General features: G+C 72.5%; 10 protein-coding genes and 5 pseudogenes. 10 read left to right on the top strand and 5 right to left on the bottom strand.

Annotated elements, in window-relative coordinates; genetic code table 11:
- Nucleotides 1–57 precede the first annotated feature (57 nt).
- Nucleotides 58–1,071, top strand: coding sequence for a class I SAM-dependent methyltransferase (locus tag FF86_RS22715; RefSeq protein WP_063870478.1), 1,014 nt, complete (start codon nucleotides 58–60; stop codon nucleotides 1,069–1,071).
- A gap of 373 nt (nucleotides 1,072–1,444) precedes the next feature.
- Nucleotides 1,445–3,295, top strand: a complete 1,851-nt coding sequence (locus FF86_RS22720) for a choline/carnitine O-acyltransferase (RefSeq protein WP_044886844.1) — start codon at nucleotides 1,445–1,447, stop codon at nucleotides 3,293–3,295.
- 97 nt (nucleotides 3,296–3,392) lie between these two features.
- Here FF86_RS22720 and FF86_RS22725 read toward each other — a convergent pair whose 3' ends face one another.
- Complete coding sequence (locus tag FF86_RS22725; RefSeq protein WP_044886843.1) at nucleotides 3,393–4,043, bottom strand: DUF2461 domain-containing protein; 651 nt, start codon at nucleotides 4,041–4,043, stop codon at nucleotides 3,393–3,395.
- A 299-nt stretch (nucleotides 4,044–4,342) separates the two neighbouring features.
- On the opposite strand from FF86_RS22725, the gene FF86_RS22730 reads away from it, so the two are divergent.
- The 3 genes and pseudogenes from FF86_RS22730 to FF86_RS62985 all read left to right on the top strand — a co-directional run.
- A partial coding sequence (locus FF86_RS22730) for a thiamine pyrophosphate-requiring protein (RefSeq protein ID WP_242419306.1) occupies nucleotides 4,343–5,951 on the top strand: 1,609 nt, incomplete at its 3' end.
- 1 nt (nucleotide 5,952) lies between these two features.
- Nucleotides 5,953–6,051 (top strand): annotated as a pseudogene (locus tag FF86_RS55240) (hypothetical protein); the annotation flags it as partial.
- Between the two features lies 1 nt (nucleotide 6,052).
- Nucleotides 6,053–6,130 (top strand): annotated as a pseudogene (locus FF86_RS62985) (hypothetical protein); the annotation flags it as partial.
- A 136-nt stretch (nucleotides 6,131–6,266) separates the two neighbouring features.
- Here the strand turns inward: FF86_RS62985 and FF86_RS55245 are convergent.
- The 3 genes and pseudogenes from FF86_RS55245 to FF86_RS55255 all read right to left on the bottom strand — a co-directional run.
- The gene (locus FF86_RS55245) at nucleotides 6,267–7,727 is read right to left on the bottom strand and encodes a phosphotransferase (RefSeq protein ID WP_242419307.1); all 1,461 of its coding nucleotides are present in this window, start codon (nucleotides 7,725–7,727) and stop codon (nucleotides 6,267–6,269) included.
- Between the two features lie 154 nt (nucleotides 7,728–7,881).
- Nucleotides 7,882–8,485 (bottom strand): TIGR03557 family F420-dependent LLM class oxidoreductase (locus tag FF86_RS55250; RefSeq protein ID WP_242419308.1); only part of this gene is annotated, 604 nt, incomplete at its 5' end.
- 1 nt (nucleotide 8,486) lies between these two features.
- Nucleotides 8,487–8,838 (bottom strand): annotated as a pseudogene (locus tag FF86_RS55255) (TIGR03557 family F420-dependent LLM class oxidoreductase); the annotation flags it as partial.
- Nucleotides 8,839–9,140: 302 nt separating this feature from the next.
- On the opposite strand from FF86_RS55255, the gene FF86_RS55260 reads away from it, so the two are divergent.
- From FF86_RS55260 to FF86_RS36295, 5 genes and pseudogenes are all read left to right on the top strand, one after another.
- Nucleotides 9,141–9,763 (top strand): ATP-binding cassette domain-containing protein (locus FF86_RS55260; RefSeq protein WP_242419309.1); only part of this gene is annotated, 623 nt, incomplete at its 3' end.
- 79 nt (nucleotides 9,764–9,842) lie between these two features.
- Nucleotides 9,843–10,877, top strand: coding sequence for an ABC transporter permease (locus tag FF86_RS55265; protein ID WP_242419320.1), 1,035 nt, complete (start codon nucleotides 9,843–9,845; stop codon nucleotides 10,875–10,877).
- 3,246 nt (nucleotides 10,878–14,123) lie between these two features.
- Nucleotides 14,124–14,471 (top strand): annotated as a pseudogene (locus tag FF86_RS55270) (hypothetical protein); the annotation flags it as partial.
- 1,412 nt (nucleotides 14,472–15,883) lie between these two features.
- Entirely contained in the window at nucleotides 15,884–16,429 is a 546-nt protein-coding gene (locus FF86_RS55275) for a glycosyl hydrolase (protein ID WP_242419321.1), read from the top strand.
- A partial coding sequence (locus tag FF86_RS36295) for a hypothetical protein (protein ID WP_206779004.1) occupies nucleotides 16,401–16,679 on the top strand: 279 nt, incomplete at its 3' end. The genes FF86_RS55275 and FF86_RS36295, both read left to right, overlap by 29 nt.
- 1 nt (nucleotide 16,680) lies before the next feature.
- Here the strand turns inward: FF86_RS36295 and lysS are convergent.
- Nucleotides 16,681–18,446: pseudogene (lysS, locus tag FF86_RS22765) on the bottom strand (lysine--tRNA ligase); the annotation flags it as partial.
- Nucleotides 18,447–18,500: the final 54 nt, after the last annotated feature.

An 18,500-nucleotide genomic window follows, 5' to 3' on the forward strand; every position in this document is an offset into this window, starting at 1 on the left:
CCGCGAGCCCCCGCCGGTCCCGACAGCCGCACCGCCGTTCGAGGAGGAGCGTCCCGCGTGCATTCCGACGCCGACCCCACCGACGCCGACCCCACCGACGCCAACACCACCGACGCCCATCCCGTCGACGCCCAACCCATCGACGTCGGTGCCGATCCGGCCGGCCAGTTCGACGACGGCCTGCGGTTCGACGACGGCCTGCAATTCGACGACACCGGCAAGGTCGCCCTCGACCACATCTACACGCAACCCGACCCGCAGGCCTACTTCAGCACCCTGCGGACGCTCGGCTACCACATCCCCCAGCTCGCCAAGCCGTTCTTCAGCCGGCTCATCGACGAGTGCCGGGCACAGCGTCGGCTCCCCCCGACCGTGCTGGACATCGGCTGCTCCTACGGGATCAACGCCGCACTGCTGCGCTGCGACCTGACGATGGACGACCTGTTCGAGCGTTACGGCGGCCAGCCCAGTCCGGGTCGGGATGCCCTGCTGGACCGCGACCGCGACCTCGTCCGCGCCCACCGCCGGCCGAGCGGGACTCGCTTCGTCGGTCTGGACACCTCCGCGCCGGCGATCTCCTACGCGCTGGCCGCGGGTTTCCTCGACGAGGCCGTCTGCGCCGACCTGGAGCAGCGGGACCCCACCGAGGCCGAACGCGCCCGCCTCGACGGCGCCGACCTCGTCATCTCCACGGGCTGTATCGGTTATGTCAGCGAACGGACGCTCGCCCGGGTGGCCCGCGCGGCCGGCGACCGGCGACCCTGGATGGCCCACTTCGTGCTGCGGATGTTCCCCTTCGCGCCGTTCACCGAGACGCTCGACGAGCTCGGCTACGAGACCGTCCATGTCGACGGGGTGTTCCCGCAGCGGCGCTTCGCCTCCGCCCAGGAGCAGGAGCAGGTCCTCGACACGCTGGCCTCGGTGGGCGTGGACCCCCGCGGGCTGGAGACCGAGGGCTGGCTCTACGCCCAGTTGCATGTCTCCAGACCGCGCAGCGCCGCTGGCCGCGGGGCGAATCGGCCCGTCTTCGGCCAGCAGCCCGCCGGCACCCTGACCGGGCGGCGAACCTGACAACCGTGACGGCGAACCTGACAACCGTGACGGCAGACCTGACAACCGTGGCGGCGGACGCGAGGACTGTGGCGGCGGACCCGAGCGCCGTGGTGAGCCAGTCGGTACCACCCAGGGGTGGCGACGACCCGCACGATCCGGTCGTCTCATGGGACCCTCGAGCTCCGGCGGACCCGGCGACGCCGGACCCGACACAACCCGATCAGCGCCCCCGGCGGCGCGCTCGGACCAGGCCGGGACTCCGCGCCCAGTCGAGACACCGAGACCAGCCCCACCGCCGCGACCAGCCCCACCGCCACAGCCAGCCCCACCGCCACGACCAGCCGAGTCCCTGAGACCAGCCGAGCCCCCCTGAGACAAGCCGAGGCCCAGGATGAACGCGACCCCATCCGACCAGCGCACCACCGGAACCTTCGCCTACGACGACCTGCTGCCCCGGGTGCCGCTGCCCACGCTCGCGGCGAGCTGCGAGCGTTTCCTCGAGTGGTCCGCCCCCCTGCTCACCCCGGCCGAGCGCGCGACGACCGCGGCGGCCGTGACCGCCTTCCAGGGCTCCGATGGCCCCGGTCCGGTCCTGCACGCCGCGCTGGAGCGCTACGAGGCGACCGAGGGCGTGCAGAGCTGGCTGGACGACTTCTGGGACTCCCGTTACCTCGGCCGGCGGGACCGCATCGCGCTCAACGCCAACTACATCTTCCTGTTCACCGACGACGACGCCGCCGGCGCGGCGGAGCAGCCGCAGGTCGAGCGGGCCGCGGGCCTGATCGCGGCGGCCGTCGACTACAAGCTGCGCCTCGACGACGAGCGGATCGAACCGGTCCGGCAACGCGGTCAGGTGCTGTCGATGGCCCAGAACACCTACCTGTTCTCCACCACCCGGATCCCCGGCGCCGTGCAGGACACCGTGCGCACCCCGTACAGCGACGCCTGGCCCGGCCCCTCCCCCGCGCGCCACATCGTGGTCCTCCACCGGGGGAACATCGTCCGCCTCGACGTGGTCGGCCCGGACGGGCACCCGTACACGCTCGACGACCTCGCCGCGGGCCTCACCGCCGTGCTCAAGGCGGCGCCGACGCGGGTACCGGCCGACGCCGCGGTCGGCCAGCTCACCACGAAGGCGCGCGCCGCCTGGGCGCAGAGCCGGGAGCGGCTGTCCGCCCTCGACCCAGCCAACGCCGCCGCGCTTGACACCATCGAGACCGCGTTGTTCTGCCTCTGCCTGGAGGAGGCCACGCCGGCCGACAACCTCGCCGCCTGCGACCAGCTCCTGCACGGCGACGCCGGCAACCGCTGGTTCGACAAGGCCGTCTCGCTGATCGTGTTCCCGGACGGCCGGGCGGGCATCAACGTGGAGCACTGCGGCCTGGACGGCACGACGATCCTCAGCTTCGTCGACGACCTGCTGTCCACCTCACCGCAGGAGCACTCGGCGAGCTCCGGTGCCCAGCCGCAGGGCCTGCCCGCCGTCGAGCCCGTCGGGTTCGTCCTCGACGCCGACCTGCGTGCGGACATCGCCGACGCCGGCGCGTCGTTCACGGACTTCGCCGCGGCGACCGCCTCGACCGTGCTGTCCTTCGACGACTTCGGCCAGAACCGGGCCAAGGCGCTGCGGACCTCGCCGGATGCCTTCGTCCAGCTCGCCTACCAGCTCGCGCACGTCCGGGCCAAGGGGCATGTGGGCGCCACCTACGAGTCGATCGCGACGCGGCAGTGGCGGCGCGGACGCACCGAGGCGATGCGGGTCGTCACCCCGCAGATCCATCAGTTCGTCGCGGCGATGCAGGACCCGGCCGCCGACCCGGCGGCGAAGCGGGCCGCGTTCCGTGCCGCCGCCGACGCGCACGTGCGCCGCGCGAAGGACTGCCAGGCCGGGCGCGCGCCCGAGCAGCATCTGTGGGAGCTGCAGTTCATCGCCCGCCGCCGCGGCGCCGAACTCGGGGTGAGCGAGCCGATCGCGCTCTACGACACCCCAGGTTGGTTGAAGACGCGTGACGACTTCCTGAGCACCAGCTCGGCGCCGTCGGTCAACGTCGAGTTCTTCGGCTTCGGCTCGACGAGCAGCCAGTGCATCGGCGTCGCCTACGTGCTGCTGCCGGACCGGTTCAACCTCTACCTGAGCACCCCACGCGCGGTCGCCGACGGCCTGCACGCCTTCGCCGAGCAGCTCACGATCGCCCTGCGCGAGCTGCAGGACCTCCTCGCCGACGAGCCGCCCGCGCAGTGACGCCGCCCGCGCAATAGATCCTCCCGCCCGGCCCGGCCCCGCCTCGGTTGCCGGGCCGGGCGGGACCCCCGCGGAACGCGCGGGCTCGACCCTTCCGTCAGCGGCGGCGGTCCTGGGGGAGGCGGGTGGGGCCGACGTGGCGGTCGAGCCAGTCGCGCAGGACGCGCATGTCACGCCAGGCGGCGGCGACGCGGTCGACGCATTCGGGCTCGGCGAGCCAGGGCGGCTCGCCGAACTCGCGGTGGACGGTGAGCGTGCGGTGCCGCAGCAGCTCGATGCGCGGATGGTCGGCGTCGTAGCCGCGCGGACGGGTCTTCAGTCGGGTGCCGGAGATCTCGTAACCGTCCTTACGCAGGCCCGCGACGACGGCTTCGAGCTTCGGGCCGGTGACGTCGTCGGCGACCGCGGCCCGTAGCCGCTCCACCTGGTCCGGCGCGGTCTGCCAGTAGCCGGTGGCGACCATCAGCCCGGCCGCGGACACCTGGACGTAGCCGCCGTGCTCGTTGTGGGCGCCGATCACCGTCTTGTACGGCGACTTGTCCTTCGAGAAACGGACGTCGCGGTTCGGCCGGAACAGGTGCGGCTCGCCGAACTCCGGTTCCAGGGCGTCGAGCAGGGCGACCATCGGGCCGCGCACGGCCTTGGCGTACATCTCGCGATGGTCCGTCCAGTACGCCTTGCTGTTGTCGGCCTCCAGCCCGTCGTAGAAGACCAGGGCTTCCGGCGGAAAACCGGTGAACTCCGACATCGGTACTCCTCACGTCGACGGACAGGACGGACCGCTCCAGCCGCGCGACGGCCGTTCGCGCTCGGGCCGCAGCCTATGACCGGGCACCGACAGAACCGGCCGGAACCCCACGGCCGCGTCATCCACGCCGCTTTCGGTCGGGCGGGAGCGCCGCCGGTTTTGGACGTCGGGCGCGGGTAGGGGACCCGACATACCGGCGTTGGCAGCGGCGGGCGTTGGCACCGGCGGGCGTTGGCACCGGCGGGCGCGGACAGCGGCCGGCGTGGGCAATGGCGACGCGCGACGAGAGGAACGGCTTCATGAGCCAGACCGTGGGCGACTTCATCCTGGCCCGGCTGCGCGACTGGGGCGTCGAGCACGTGTTCGGCTATCCCGGCGACGGCATCAACGGGCTGCTCGCCGCCTGGGGGCGGGCCGAGAACCGACCGCGGTTCATCCAGGCCCGGCACGAGGAGATGGCCGCGTTCTCGGCGGTGGGGTACGCGAAGTTCTCCGGGAAGGTCGGGGTCTGCGCGGCGACCTCCGGGCCGGGCGCGATCCACCTGCTCAACGGGCTGTACGACGCCAAGCTCGACCACGTCCCGGTGGTCGCGATCGTCGGCCAGACCAACCGCAGCGCGATGGGCGGCTCCTACCAGCAGGAGGTCGACCTGCTCAGCCTGTTCAAGGACGTGGCCAGCGAGTACGTGCAGGTCGTCAACGTCCCCGAGCAGCTCCCCAACGTCCTGGACCGGGCCCTGCGGGTCGCCCTCGCCGAGCGGGCCCCGACCTGCGTCATCCTGCCCGCGGACGTGCAGGAGCTCGACTACTCCCCGCCGACGCACGCGTTCAAGATGGTGCCGTCCAGCCTCGGGGTGCGCTGGCCGGCGGTGTCCCCCGACGACGCCGGCGTGCGGGCCGCCGCGGAGCTGCTCAACGCCGGGAAGAAGGTGGCGATCCTCGCCGGCCAGGGAGCCCGCGGCGCCCGGGCGGAGCTGATCGAGGTCGCCGACCGGCTCGGCGCCGGCGTCGCGAAGGCGCTGCTCGGCAAGGACGTGCTGCCCGACGATCTGCCCTTCGTCACCGGCGCCATCGGCCTGCTGGGCACCCGGCCGAGCTACGAGCTCATGCGGGACTGCGACACGCTACTCACGATCGGTTCAAGCTTCCCCTACACCCAGTTCCTGCCCGATCTGCACCAGGCCCGCGGCGTGCAGATCGACCTCGACGCCCGCTACATCGGGATGCGCTACCCGTACGAGATCAACCTGGTCGGGGATGCGGCGGCGACCCTGCGGGCGCTGCTGCCCCTGCTCGACCGCAAGGAGGACCGCTCCTGGCGGGAGACGATCGAGGGCAACGTCGCCCGCTGGTGGGAGACCGTCGAGCGGGAGGCGCACGTCGAGGGCAAGCCGATCAACCCGATGCGGCTGTTCTGGGAGGCCTCCGCCCGGCTGCCCGACAACACCATCCTGGCCGCCGACTCCGGCTCGGCGGCGAACTGGTACGCCCGCGACCTGCGCCTGCGCGGGGACATGCGCGGCTCGCTGTCGGGGACGCTCGCGACGATGGGCCCCGCCGTGCCGTACGGGATCGGCGCGAAGTACGCCCACCCGGACCGGCCGGTCGTCGTGTTCGAGGGCGACGGCGCCATGCAGATGAACGGCCTGGCCGAGCTGCTCACCATCGCCCGCTACTGGCACGAGTGGTCCGACCCGCGGTTCGTCATCGCCGTGCTGCACAACAACGACCTCAACCAGGTCACCTGGGAGATGCGGGCGATGCAGGGCGCGCCGAAGTTCACCGAGTCGCAGACGCTGCCCGAGGTCTCCTACGCCGACTTCGCCCGCGCGGTCGGCCTCGGCGGAATAGCCGTCGACGAGCCCGGCCAGCTCGGCCCCGCCTGGGACCGGGCACTCGCCGCCGACCNCCCGACCGTCCTCGACGTCCGCACCGACCCGGACTTCCCCCCGATCCCGCCGCACACCACCTTCGAGCAGGCCAAGGACGCCGCCGAGGCCCTGCTCAANGGCGACGAGAACCGCTGGGGCATCATCTCCGCCGGCCTGCGCACCAAGGTTCAGGAACTCCTCCCCCACCGCGCCTGACGCACCAGAACTTCCGTCCGGCACCCGGCCTGGCCTCCATTGCGGGTCCAGGTGAATCGAGAAGGACCGGGCGGCCGATGGAGGTCACCGGCCGCGATGCGAGCGCGGGCGTGACGCTCCCAGACAGCGACGTTCATCAGGACGGGGTCCACAGGAAAGTGCCTGCTTCGTGGAGGTGTCGTCGGATGACGGTGGCGGTGAAGGTGTCCTGGTCGAAACTCGGCATCCACGTGGTGGCCTGTTCCAGGTACCAGGCGATGATCCACAGCCGGTGCCAGCCCAGCGCCCACCGTTCCGCCGGCAGGCCCGCGCGGGAACGGGACGCCTCTGCCGCCCCGCCGGCCCTGATGTAGGCCCAGATCAGCCGTCGCAGGCTCGCCGAGTCCGCCGGCTGCTGGGTTCCCTGCCAGGAAGCCAAGTCGAGCAGGCCCGGCCCGATGAAGGACCGCGCCCAGTCCAGCAGGTGCCATCCGTCGTCGCGGACGTGCAGGCTGGTCGGGTGGAACTCGCTGTGGCACAGCCCGAACGGTGCCAGTTCGACGCCGTCGGCGAGGCGATCGGCGTGATCGGCGAGCCGCGCCAACGGCTCGTCCAGATCGGTGCTTTCCGTCCATCGTCCCGCTGCCCGCAGCTCCTCCAGCCCGGCGATGGCCTGACCTGGCAGGGCGGTCAACGCGACCCGGTCGAGAACCGGCAGCGCATCGGCGGGTTTCGCCTCGTGCACCGTGACCGCCGCGGTAGCTGCGTCGGCCATGGTCGCTTCCCGGTCCGCATCGCCGAGGTCCTCCATCAGGACGCCGAGCCGGCCGCCGCGAACGACGCTGGCGAATACCACCGGGACGGGAACACCCTGTCCGCGGACGTGTCGGAGTACGTCAGCCTCTGCCGTGAACGGCTCCCGCGCCCACTTGAAGATCATCTCACGATCACCGGCGAAGCGGACCCGTTCCACTCCGGACAGCGCCCAGGCCCGGACGTGGACCCGAGCGACCGGCGATCCCAGATGGGCCAGTTCGGCCAGGTCAGCCAGGAGCGGGGACAGCGCATCCATGAGTGTCTCTCCGAGGGGCTCGCCGCAACGAGCGGGACGGGACCGGCCGGTGAGGCGGGGTACCGTCTCCGGCCGGTCGGCTGGAGGGCAGGGGCAGGCGGCCGGGACGGGTCCGGTGAGGGCGAGGATCCGATCGATCCAGTCCCGCTTGAACGCGCCCAGGTCGGTGCGGAATCGGGTCAGATCGACGCCGTAGGGCACGACGGCCCCGCCGGACATGTTCGGTGACGACTGGCAGCCGTGGACGAACCGGCCGCCGAGGGCGGCATGCGCCTTCACGGTGGTGAGTCGCCGGTACTCGTTGAAGAAGCCTCCGCGGTAAAGGGCGTCGATCCGCTCGGCGTCGTCCGCGTCGAGATCGAACACCACCCGGGCAGTGGTGGGGAAGAACCACGCCGGTCCGATGTCGGAGATCTCCTCGGACATCTCCACCCGATTCAGCGCCGCCAGGGCCGCTGACTCCCGCGGGATGCGAAGGTCCTTCTCGGTGACGTCGCCGAGGTCCAGGTCGTCGAGGGTGTCCGGGGAGAACAGGTGGCCGTACACCTGATCCGCCGTGTGCAGGACGGCCGCCGGGTCGATCGGCAGCGGAACTGGGGATGAGCGGAGCGCAGATCGTCTGCGCCATCTGATCCCCTAGAGCCACGCGCCTGCGCGGTGCCGCCCAGCGGACGTGTAATCAGCGGGTTGCGGGCGCACGTCAGTGGAAGCGGGGCAGGATCTCGCGGCGGTAGAAGTCGAAGAAGCCGGCCTGCTCAGGGCCGATCTGGGTCACGTAGACCTCGGTGTAGCCGGCGTCGACGTACTCCTGGACCGCGCGGACGTGCCGCTCGACGTCCGGCCCGCAGACCGCCGACGCGGCGGCCATCTCCTCGGTGACGAGCGCGCTGGCCTGTTCGAAGTGCGCCGGCGTGGGCAGTTCCTGGGACAGTTCGCCCGGCAGCGCGCTGTTCGGCCACAGCGCGTGGACGGTCTTGCGGGCCTCGGCCTCGTCCTGCGCCCAGCAGACCTTCAGCGAGCCCTGCTTGGGCCGTCCAGCGCCGCCCGCCTCGTCGAACAGGTGCAACAGGTCGGCGTCGGGAGCGACCCCGCAGTACCCGTCGCCGATCCGCGCCGCCAGGCGGACCGCGGCCGGGCCGAACCCGGAGACATACACCGGCGGCGGGTCGGCGGGCAGCGAGTACAGCCGCGCCCGGTCGACCGTGTAATGCCGGCCGCGGTGGTTGACCATCCCGCCGCGCCACAGCTCGCGGATGACGGCGACGGCCTCCTCCAGCATCTCCAGGCGGACCTCGGTGGCCGGCNAGCCGTCGCCCAGCACGTGCTCGTTGAGCGCCTCCCCGGAACCCACGCCGAGCTGGAAGCGGCCGGGCAGCATCGTCGCGCAGGTCGCCGCGGCCTGCGCGATGATCGCCGGATGGATCCGCACGGTCGGGCAGGTCACCGCGGTGGTCAGCGGAACGCGCTCGGTGACCTGCCCGATCGCGCCGATGACCGACCAGACGAACGGTGCCTGTCCCTGCGCGTCGTTCCAGGGATGAAAGTGGTCGGAGATCCACAGACCGTCGAAGCCGGCCTGCTCGGCGGCCTGTGCCTGCCCGACCAACGCCCGGGCGCCGTGCTCCTCGCAGGACAGCGCATACCCGACGAACGACATCATCCTCACCTCGGCATCCCTGCGTGTCGGCATCCCTGTATGTCGACATCCCTGCGTGTCGGCATCCCTGTATGTCGGCATCCCTGTATGTCGGCATCCCTGTATGTCGGCATCTCGGCGTGTCGGCATCTCGGCTCGTCCGCCCTTGGGGGTGCCGCCACCGCAAGCCGCCAAACATGCAGGGCCGGCCGTACAGGCGACGCCGGACGCCCATCCGACGCCGGACGCGACGCTGCGCNCGAAACCGCGGCGGAACTCGCCGGGACGCCCGGTCGCGCGGATCGGGACGCGGCGTTGACAGGATGCGGCGGGTGCACCCCGGACTGGAACCGACGCCGAGCGTGACCAACGCGGCCGGGGTCGCCGCTCGCCGCGCCCCACCCGGCGCGCACAGAGACGTGGCTGCGGTCTCCGCGACCGACGTGCGGATCCGGCGCGGGGCGCGCCGGCGGGGCCGCGGCGGTCACCTTGTCATCCACGGCGTCTCGTTCACCGTGCCCCGCGGCAGCGTGACGGGGGTGATCGGGCCGAGCGGCGGCGGCAAGACCACGCTGATGCGGGCGATCGTCGGGGTCCAGAGCGGGGTGGACGGGGACCTGCGCGTCCTCGGCTACGCCGCCGGCGATGCCTGCCTGCGCCGGCGGGTCGGCTACGCCACCCAGGCCGCGTCGGTGTACGGCGACCTGACCGTGCGGGAGAACCTGCGCTACTTCGCCGCGCTCGCCCAGGCCGACGACCCCGACGACCCCACCCGCGCGCCCGGTTACCTCGACGCGCTGCTGGCCCATGTCGGCCTCACCGAGCAGTCGTCCAGGCTGGTCAACCACCTCTCAGGCGGCCAGCGCTCGCGGGTGTCGCTGGCCGTCGCGATGATCGGCGGCACCGACCTGCTCGTCCTCGACGAACCCACCGTCGGGGCCGACCCNCTGCTGCGCCGACGGCTGTGGGCCGACTTCCGCCAGCTCGCCGAGCGCGGCACGACAATCCTGGTCAGCTCGCACGTGATGGACGAGGCGATCCGTTGTGACCGCCTGCTGCTGCTCTACGAGGGGACGCTGCTCGCGCAGGGCACACCGGCGGACCTGCTCGCCGCCACCGCCTGCGCCGACCTGGAGGAGGGCTTCCTACGCCTCGTCGAGGCGCCGAACCGGCTGGCCGGGGCCGGGGCCGGCGACCGCGCCGGTCCGCAGGCCCGACCCGCGCCGACCACACCCACTGGGGGCGCCACCGAGGCGCCGCGCACCCCGAATCCACCGCCGGACCATCCCCCCGGCGTCGCACCCTGCCCGCGCCGCAAGCCCATCGACGAGCTGCGCACCGGCGCCACGGCCGCCCGGGTGCTTCGCCAGCTCGGCCGCGACCGCCGCACCCTCGCCCTGGTCCTGTTGCTGCCGCCGGTGCTGCTGCTGACGTTGCGCCTGCTGTTCCACCGGTCCCCCGACACCTTCGACCGGGTGGGCCCTGCGCTGCTCGGGATCTTCCCGCTCATGACGATGTTCTTCGTCACCTCCGTCGCGATGCTGCGCGAGCGCACGTCCGGCACGCTGGAGCGGCTGCTGACAAGCCCGGTCGGCCGCGGGGACCTGCTCGTCGGCTACGGGCTGGCGTTCGCCGTGCTCGCCGCGACCCAGGCCGCGTTCGCCACCGCGCTGACCGTGGGTGCGCTCGGCCTGACCGTGCGGGGATCGGCCCCCATGCTCTTCGTGGCGGCCATCCTCAGTTCCTTCCTCGGCACCGCGCTCGGCCTGTGGATGAGCGTTTTCGCCCGTACCGAGTTCGAGGCCGTGCAGCTCATCCCGGCCGTGCTCATCCCGCAGTTCATGCTGTGCGGCATCCTGGTGCCGCGGCACGGCATGCTGCCGACGCTCGACGCGATCAGCACCGTCATGCCGATGACGTACGTCGTCGACGCCATGGCCCGGCTGTCGACGTCGCGGCACGTCGACCGGTGGCTGACCCGCGACATCCTGATCGTCACCGGCTGCACCCTGGCCGCCCTCGGCCTCGCCGCAGTGACGCTGCGCCGCCGGCACCCGTAGATCCGGGGCGAATGGAGGGACGGCGTCGCAAACGCCCCTGCCGACCCATCCCGGGTTGTTACGATCGCCACCGTCGTCCTCAAGGTGTTGCACCGTCGTCGATGTGGAGGGCCATCGTCGATGTGGAGGGATGCGGGCAAGGCTCGCCGACCGCCCACCAAACAGGCACCGGGTGGCGGGGCCGCCTCCGCCCAACAAAACCGGCACCGGGTGGCGGGACCGCCTCCGCTCGCCGCGGCCCCGGCATGGTAGATCGCATCGATCGGCCCCGGCAGCGGTCGGGTACGGCACATCCGGCCCGCCCGGCCCGGGAGAGCCACCCATATCGGGCTACCATCGACCTGCTGGCTGCCAGGCGTGCGGCGCCTCGGTGGATCCCTGTGGGGTTCGCCGGGCGAGAACCTCGGTGGCCCCCGGCGGGATACGCCGGTCAAGGTCGGGCTGATGCGGCATGGAGAGGACGGTCGGCGGTGGATGGATGAGTCCGGCCACGGATTCCCATCCGACGACGATCAGGGTGGTCCGCCGGCCACCCGCCTGCCGCGGCGGCCGAGCGGGCGACCTCCGGTGACCCGCGTCGAGCCGGGTCCCGCGACCACGCAGACGACCCAGCGCCTCACCGCGCCGCGCCCGCGCCGCTCGGACGCGCCCCCCTCGGACCCGAACGCCGCGCCCCGCGACCAGGACCAGCTCACCGATCAGGACCTGCCCGCAGGCCAGGCGCAGCCGCCCAACCAGGAACGGCGGACGGACCAGAAGCGCCCGGCAGACCGGCACCGGCCCGCAGAGCAGCACCGTCAGACGGAGCAGAGCTCGCCGACGGAGCAGCGACGCTCCGGCCCGCCGCCCCCGTCCAGTCCGGCGAGTCCGGCGAGTCCGGCCGAGCTCACGTCGACGACCGAGCTGGCCGCGTTGCGCCGCCGTCTCGGCATGCCCGAGGTCGCCGAGGCCCGCCGGACCGAACACGAACGCCGGGCCGCGCAGGACGACGGCTCGGGCCGGCGCGACGACGGCCGGGCCGAGGGCACCGGCCCCGGTCGAGACCGCCACCGTGGCCGCGATCTGGACCGGGATCCCGCGCTGTATCCCATCGGCCGGGCCCAGCGGGCCAGAGAGCATCGTCAGTACGCCGACCGCAGCCGGGTCGCCGACCGCGGCCAGGGCACCGGGGGCAGTCAGGGCGCCGAAAGCGGTCGGGTGGCCGAGAGCGGTCGGGTGGCCGAGAGCGGGCCGCAGCGCGGGCGCCTCGAGGAGTCGGAGACCGCCGCCGACCACCGGCAGGGGCACGGATACGGCCACGGCCGCGAGTTCGGCTACGGCAACAGCTACGGACGGGGCCGGGGCTCCGGCCGGGAGGGCACCGCCGGGCGGGACCTGGGCCCACGCGGCGAGCCACCCGTGCGCGAGCACGGCGGGGGTGAGTCGAACCCGGCGCGCCGGGTCGAACCGTTCGATCACGAGCGGACACAGATCATCCGCGGGCTGCGCGTGCGTCGGGTGCCCGGGGCGGACAGTTTCCGTCCCACCCACGCGCCCACGGCCGAGGGCCTGATCCCGATGTCCGGCACGATGACCGGCGAGTTCTTCCTCGGCGGCCTCAACCGGCCGGATCCGGCGATCGACGGCCGGGGCGGTGCCGGCGCGGATGGAGCGGCCGGCGGGACGTTGGGCGCGCCCGCCGGGACGGCCGTCGCGAACCGTCCCGAACCGGTCGACTACGGCCTCGCGGACCTCAGCGAGGACGCCGGCGTGGGCGGGCGGCACCGCGTCGAGCGGACGACCCGCGGATCGAGCCGGTCCCGGGCGATCTGGACGCTCGTCGACCAGGTGCTCTCCAGCGGCACGAACGCCGTGATGTCGTTCATCATCGCCCGCAGCGTGAGCTCGTCGGAGTTCGGCGCGTTCGGTGTGGCGTTCGCGATCTTCTCGCTGATGATCGGTTTCTCGANGGCCGCGGGCACCGCGCCGCTGGGCATGAAGTTCGCGGACGTGTCGCCCCGGGTGTTCCGGGCGGCGGGTGCCGCGGGCACCGGCACCGCCTTCGTCATCGGACTNCTCTCCGGGGCGGTGACGCTGGCCGTCGGCCTCGCACTCGGCGGCGGCGTCGGCCATTCCCTGATCGCGATGGGACTGGTGTTCCCGGCGCTGCTGCTCCAGGACGCCTGGCGGCAGGTGTTCTTCGCCGAGGGCCGGCCGGCGGCCGCCGCCGCCAACGACGGAATCTGGGCGATCGTCCAGTTCGGGGCCATCCTCCTGCTGATCGTCCGCGATGTGTCGACCTCGTGGGCGATGCTGCTGGCCTGGGGCGGTGCGGCGGCCGTCGCGGCCATCCTCGGGATCTATCAGGCCGGCTTCCGGCCCGCGACGAACCAGGTCCGGTCCTGGATCGTCGAGCATCGCGACATCAACGGCTACATGAGCGCGGAGTACCTCACCGTCCAGGGCGCCCAGCAGGCCTCGACGCTGCTGCTCGGCACCCTGGGGGCGATCGACCTCGTCGGCGCGCTGCGCGGCGTGCAGACCCTGCTCGGACCGACGACGATCCTCGCCGTCGGGATCGTGAGCTGGGCCGTCCCGGAGTTCTCCCGTCGTAAGGACATGTCGGCCGGGGCGCGGCTGCGCGCGGCCTACGCCCTGTCGGGAGTGATCGTCGCCGTCGGCGTGGTCTGGGGAACGATCTTCCTGTTCCTACCGACGAGCATCGGCCACTCCCTGCTCGGCGACACCTGGGGGCAGACCCATCATCTGCTGGCACTGTCGATCGTGCAGCAGACGGGGCCGGCGGCGACGGTGGGGCCGGCGTGCATGCTCTACGCGATGGGGCAGGCCAAACTCACCTTCCGCGCCAATGCCATCCTGGCCCCGCAGCTCCTGCTCTACCCGATCATCGGGCTGGAGCTCGGCGGCGCGTCCGGGGCGGTCATCGGCTACATCGCGGCGTTCTGGATCACGGTGCCGTTCTGGTTCCTGCTGGTCCGCCGGGTCGCCCGCGAGATGGAACAGGACGGCGCCCCGAGCATCGCCACTGCGGAGCCAGCCGATGCGGCTCCGGCCGGATCGGAACCGGCCGAATCGAACGAGCCCGGATGAGCCACATCGTGTCCGGCCCCACCAAGGGGGGTCAGGAAAATCTTCCGATCACGACCGGTCCGCCGGGGGGCGGCGACCATATAGGTAGGATCTCGACCGGCGTCGAGACCGTTCCGGTGAATGCCGCCTGGACCCGGGCCAGGCGGGGGGGTTGAGATGATTCTGCGCATCCTGTATCGATCCGTTGGTTCGGAGAACGCGAAGAACCGACCGGCGTTCTACAGCAAGCGGCTGGCGCTCGCGTCCCTCCTGCGCGCCGTCGAGAAAGTCGAGATCCCGACGAGGATCGTCTTCGTCAACGACGGTCCGATGCCGGCGGATCGTCTTTCGATGATGGCGGAGGCCGGCGAGGTCGTCCCGGTCACGTGCGGCAGTAATCGCGCGTCGTATCGCCACGTCCTACGCATGCCCAGGCTTCGCCGCTGGGCCGCCGACGATCTCGTCTGGCTCGCGGAAGACGACTATCTGTACACGGAGAACTCGCTCTCCGCGCTGGTCTCCGCCNCCACCGCCCGCCCGGACGTCGAATACTTCACCCTGTACGGCACGTCGCGGCTGGCCGCCACCTCCACCCGGCGACGCCCGCAGGTCACCGACGACGGCAGCATCCACGAGCACGCCCCGATGATCGAGGGGGTGACCTGGGCTCGCACCGCCACCACGACCAGCACCTTCGGTCTGCGCGTCGGCACCCTCGTCGAGGACGAGCTGCTGCTGCGCTCGATCCCCTTCGTCGGTGGCGCCTTCGACCGCGCGACCTGCCTGACGCTGCAGGGTTTCCAGCCCTTCCGGCTGCCGGAACTGGGCGGTGAACCACCGTTGGTGGCGCCCTCGACGGCCGCCGCGCGGATCGCCCGCCGGGCGGCGCTGACCGGGCTGCGGGCCACCCTGAACGCGGTGGCGCTGGCCCGACCCGAGCGGCGGCGGCGGACCCTGCTCGTCCCCGCGCCCTCCCTGGCCACGCACATGGAGCTGGGTGCCGCACTCGTCCCCGGCCACGACTGGCCCGTGGAGGCCGACGGCGTCCGGGCCTGGCTGGAGTCCCGCAGCGCGAACCCGGTGGAGCCGACGACGGAGCCGAGCCCGGCGCAGCCGACCCAAGCGCAGCCGACCCAGCCGCAGCCGGCCCACGCGCAGCCGGCCCAAGCGCGGGCAGCCCACACGCGGGCGACCTCCTCGGTGGGTGCGAGGCCCAGCACTGCAGCGGCGAGCGAGAGAGCGACCGCCGCCGGAGGGCTGGCGCCGACCGCCACAGCGGGTGGGCCGGCCGCGGGCACGACCGCGCCGGGCGTCCTGGTGTCCGGCACCGCCCCGCGGTCCGTTCCCATGGGCGGCGCGGCCACGTCCGCGTCGCCGACCGCCGGGCTGTCGCCGCTGGCGGCGGCCGATCAGTCGTCCGCACCGGGCGCCGGCGTGACCTCGCCCACCGCGGCGCCGGTCCTCCGCAGGCCCTCCGTAGCGTGAGAGTGCGACGCCGGTCGCGATTGGTCTCGCTGTCGCTGCTGCTGGTCTCCGTACTGCTGACCGCCGGGCTCGCGGCGTGCTCCGGTTCGTCGAAACCCNCACCCGGCCCCGTCGGGGTGCACTGGGTGTCCGGCGCCAACGGCAACTATCCCGCCGACGTCAACGCCTGGGGAGCGTTCACCGGCCGCCAGGTCGGGCTCGCGATCGTCTTCACCGAGCGCAAGGACTGGTACAACATGGTCTCGGNGGACTGGCCGACAGCGGCCTTCACCCGGGACAAGTTCCCGGGTGAGCTGTCGATCGCGCAGCCGCCGTTCCCCCGCGACGGCAACGAGGGGACCTGTGCGAGNGGCGCCTACGACAACTACTGGCGAACGTTCGGCGCGACGCTGACGAAGTTCGGCCGCGCGGACGCCTACATCCGGCTCGGCTGGGAGTTCAACGGCGATTACATGTACTGGCACGTGCGCAATGTCGAGACCTGGAAGGCGTGCTTTCGTCGGACCGTGACCGCGCTGCGCTCGACCGCGCCGGCCGTGAAGATCGACTGGAACATGAACGCCCACACCGACAAGCTGCCCGGGAGCGGGCGGGACGTGTGGGACGCCTATCCCGGCGACCAGTACGTCGACGTCGTCAGCATCGACTCCTACGATTTCTTCCCCACGTCGGTCAGCGAGAAGAGCTGGAACCGCCAGTGCCACCAGCGGTCCGGACTGTGCACGGTGATCAAGTTCGCCCATGATCACGGCAAGAAGTTCGCCGTCCCAGAGTGGGGGGTGGTCCGGTCGGAGGGCGGCGGCGGCGACAACCCCTTCTACGTCCAGAAGATGTATGAGACGTTCGCCGCCAATGCCGCAAATCTGGCCTACGAGGCGTACTACAACAACTCCGAGGCGAAGAACGTCCGTTCGTCGCTCTACCAGCCGGATCTGAACCCCACGTCGTCGAAACGCTATCTGAAGCTGTTTGGCCCCGCCTCGCCCGGCACCGGCTGACCACGCAGCTCGCCGCACTGCCCCCGGTGCGGCCGAGGTCCTCGGCGACCCGGGCCACCACCAGGTACTCCTGCACCGAGGCGGGGACGAAGGAGAACCGGTCGTCGTCCCCGCGGACGAGCAGGCTGTCCGAGCCGGCGGGCACAGCCGATCGCCGGTCCGCCCGGACCTGCACGCCTTACTCGGCGGCGGTGAGCAGGGCTCGGATGCGCTCGGGGCCGACCGCCAGCAGCAGGGTGGGCAGGCGCGGNCCGGTGTCGCGGCCGACCAGCAGCCGGTAGATCAGGACGAAGAACGCGCGCTGGGCCTGCTTGAGCTCGGCGGTGGCCGGTGCGTCGGCGGGCAGCCCGCGCAGCAGCTTGGGCACGGCGTAGGTCAGTGTGGTGAGCCCGTCCAGCGACCAGTCCTCCTCGAGGCCGTCGACGAGGATGGCGAGGGCCTTGGTCTCGTCGGCGCTCAAGCCCGCCAGCGCCGCCCGGTCCGGCTCGGTCCGCACGATGGTGCGCTGCTCGGCGGGCACGTGCTCGCCGGTCCAGGCCCGGGCACAGCCCAGCCGCGGCTGGAGGTCGTCGAGCGTGAACGGTGCCTGCCCCGTGCCGTCGGCGCCGCTCTCGCCGGGCGCGTCGCTGCCGCGGGCCTGGCGCAGGATCCGCAGGATCTGGGTCGGGTCGTCGGCGGTGATGTCGCAGATCGACGACAGCAGCCGGAAGGGGAACACGGTGCGCGGCGCGTCGACCGGGCCGCCCTCGACGGTCCCCCGCGAGCGCGCCACCACGGTGTCCTCCGCGGGTTCGGCCGTGCCGTCGCCGACGCGGCGGTTCAGCGCGTCCCACTCGTCGTAGACGCGCAGCACCTCCGCCCCGAAGTCGACGGTGATGGCCTGGTTCGGTCGGCGCCGGGCATAGATCCAGCGCACGATCGCCGGCTCCAGGATGTGCAGGGCGTCCGCGGGGGTGGGGGCCCCACCCGCCGATCCGGAGAGCTTGGCCCGCCCGCGGACCCCGACGAAGGAGTACGGCAGGTACACCGGCGGCTCGCCGCCGAACACCTCGCGGACGATGCTGCCGCCGACGGTGAAGCTCGACCCGGGCGAGGAGTGGTCCACCCCGCCGGCCTCGAAGGCGACGTTCTCGAAGGCCCAGCGCATCGGCCAGTCGACCTTCCACACCAGCTTGCCGTTCGCCGGCCCCCGCACGTCGAACCGGCCGTGGTTGCCGCAGGCGGAGCAGGAATAGTCGCCCTGGCCGGCCACCGGATCGAAGAACGCCACCACCGTCGTGTCGCGACCGCAGACCTCGCAGTAGGGCCGGAACGGGAAGTAGGCCGACGCCGACGCCGAGCCCTCGTCGTCGGCAGCCCCCTCGTCGGCGGCGACGTCGACGTCCGCCGGGGGGACGTCGTCGGCCCCGCCCGGCGCCGCCGCTCCCCGCCGCCCGCCGCGCCCGGCCCGGCCGCCGGGACCGGAACCGCCGGAACCGGAACCACCCGCCCCGGAACCATCCGGCCCGGAGCCGGCGGGTGCCGCGGTGGGCGATGGTTGCAGCGTGCGGTAGCGGCCGAGGATGCCGTCGATGGTGGGGGCGGCGGCGATCGCCCGGGCGATGCCGTCCGCGTAGGCACCCGAGCGGTACATCTCGGTCTGGCTGATCTCGCGCACCTCGATGCCGAGGCGACACAACGCGTCCCGGAACGGCGCCTTGAACCGCTCCGCCCAGCTCGGAAACTCGCCCCACGGATCGGGGACGGCCGTCAGCGGCCGGCCGACGTGTTCGGCGAAGTCGGCGGGCACCCCGGCGGGCACCTTGCGGAGCCGGTCGTAGTCGTCCCAGGACAGGATGTGCTCACAGGGCACTCCGCGAGCACGAATCTCCTCGGCGACGAGATGCGGGACGAGGATCTCCCGCAGGTTGCCGAGGTGAATGGGCCCCGACGGGCTGATCCCCGACGCGCAGACGACCTTCCCGCCCCCCGGGCGCCGCTGCGCCCGCTCGATCGCTTCGTCCGCGGCCCTGGTCATCCAGTCCCGGCGATCAACCACAGTCCCACCACATCCCGACGTCGAACCCTTGAC

It is taken from the genome of Frankia sp. CpI1-P, assembly GCF_001421075.1.
GTDB classification, from domain to species: domain Bacteria; phylum Actinomycetota; class Actinomycetes; order Frankiales; family Frankiaceae; genus Frankia; species Frankia torreyi.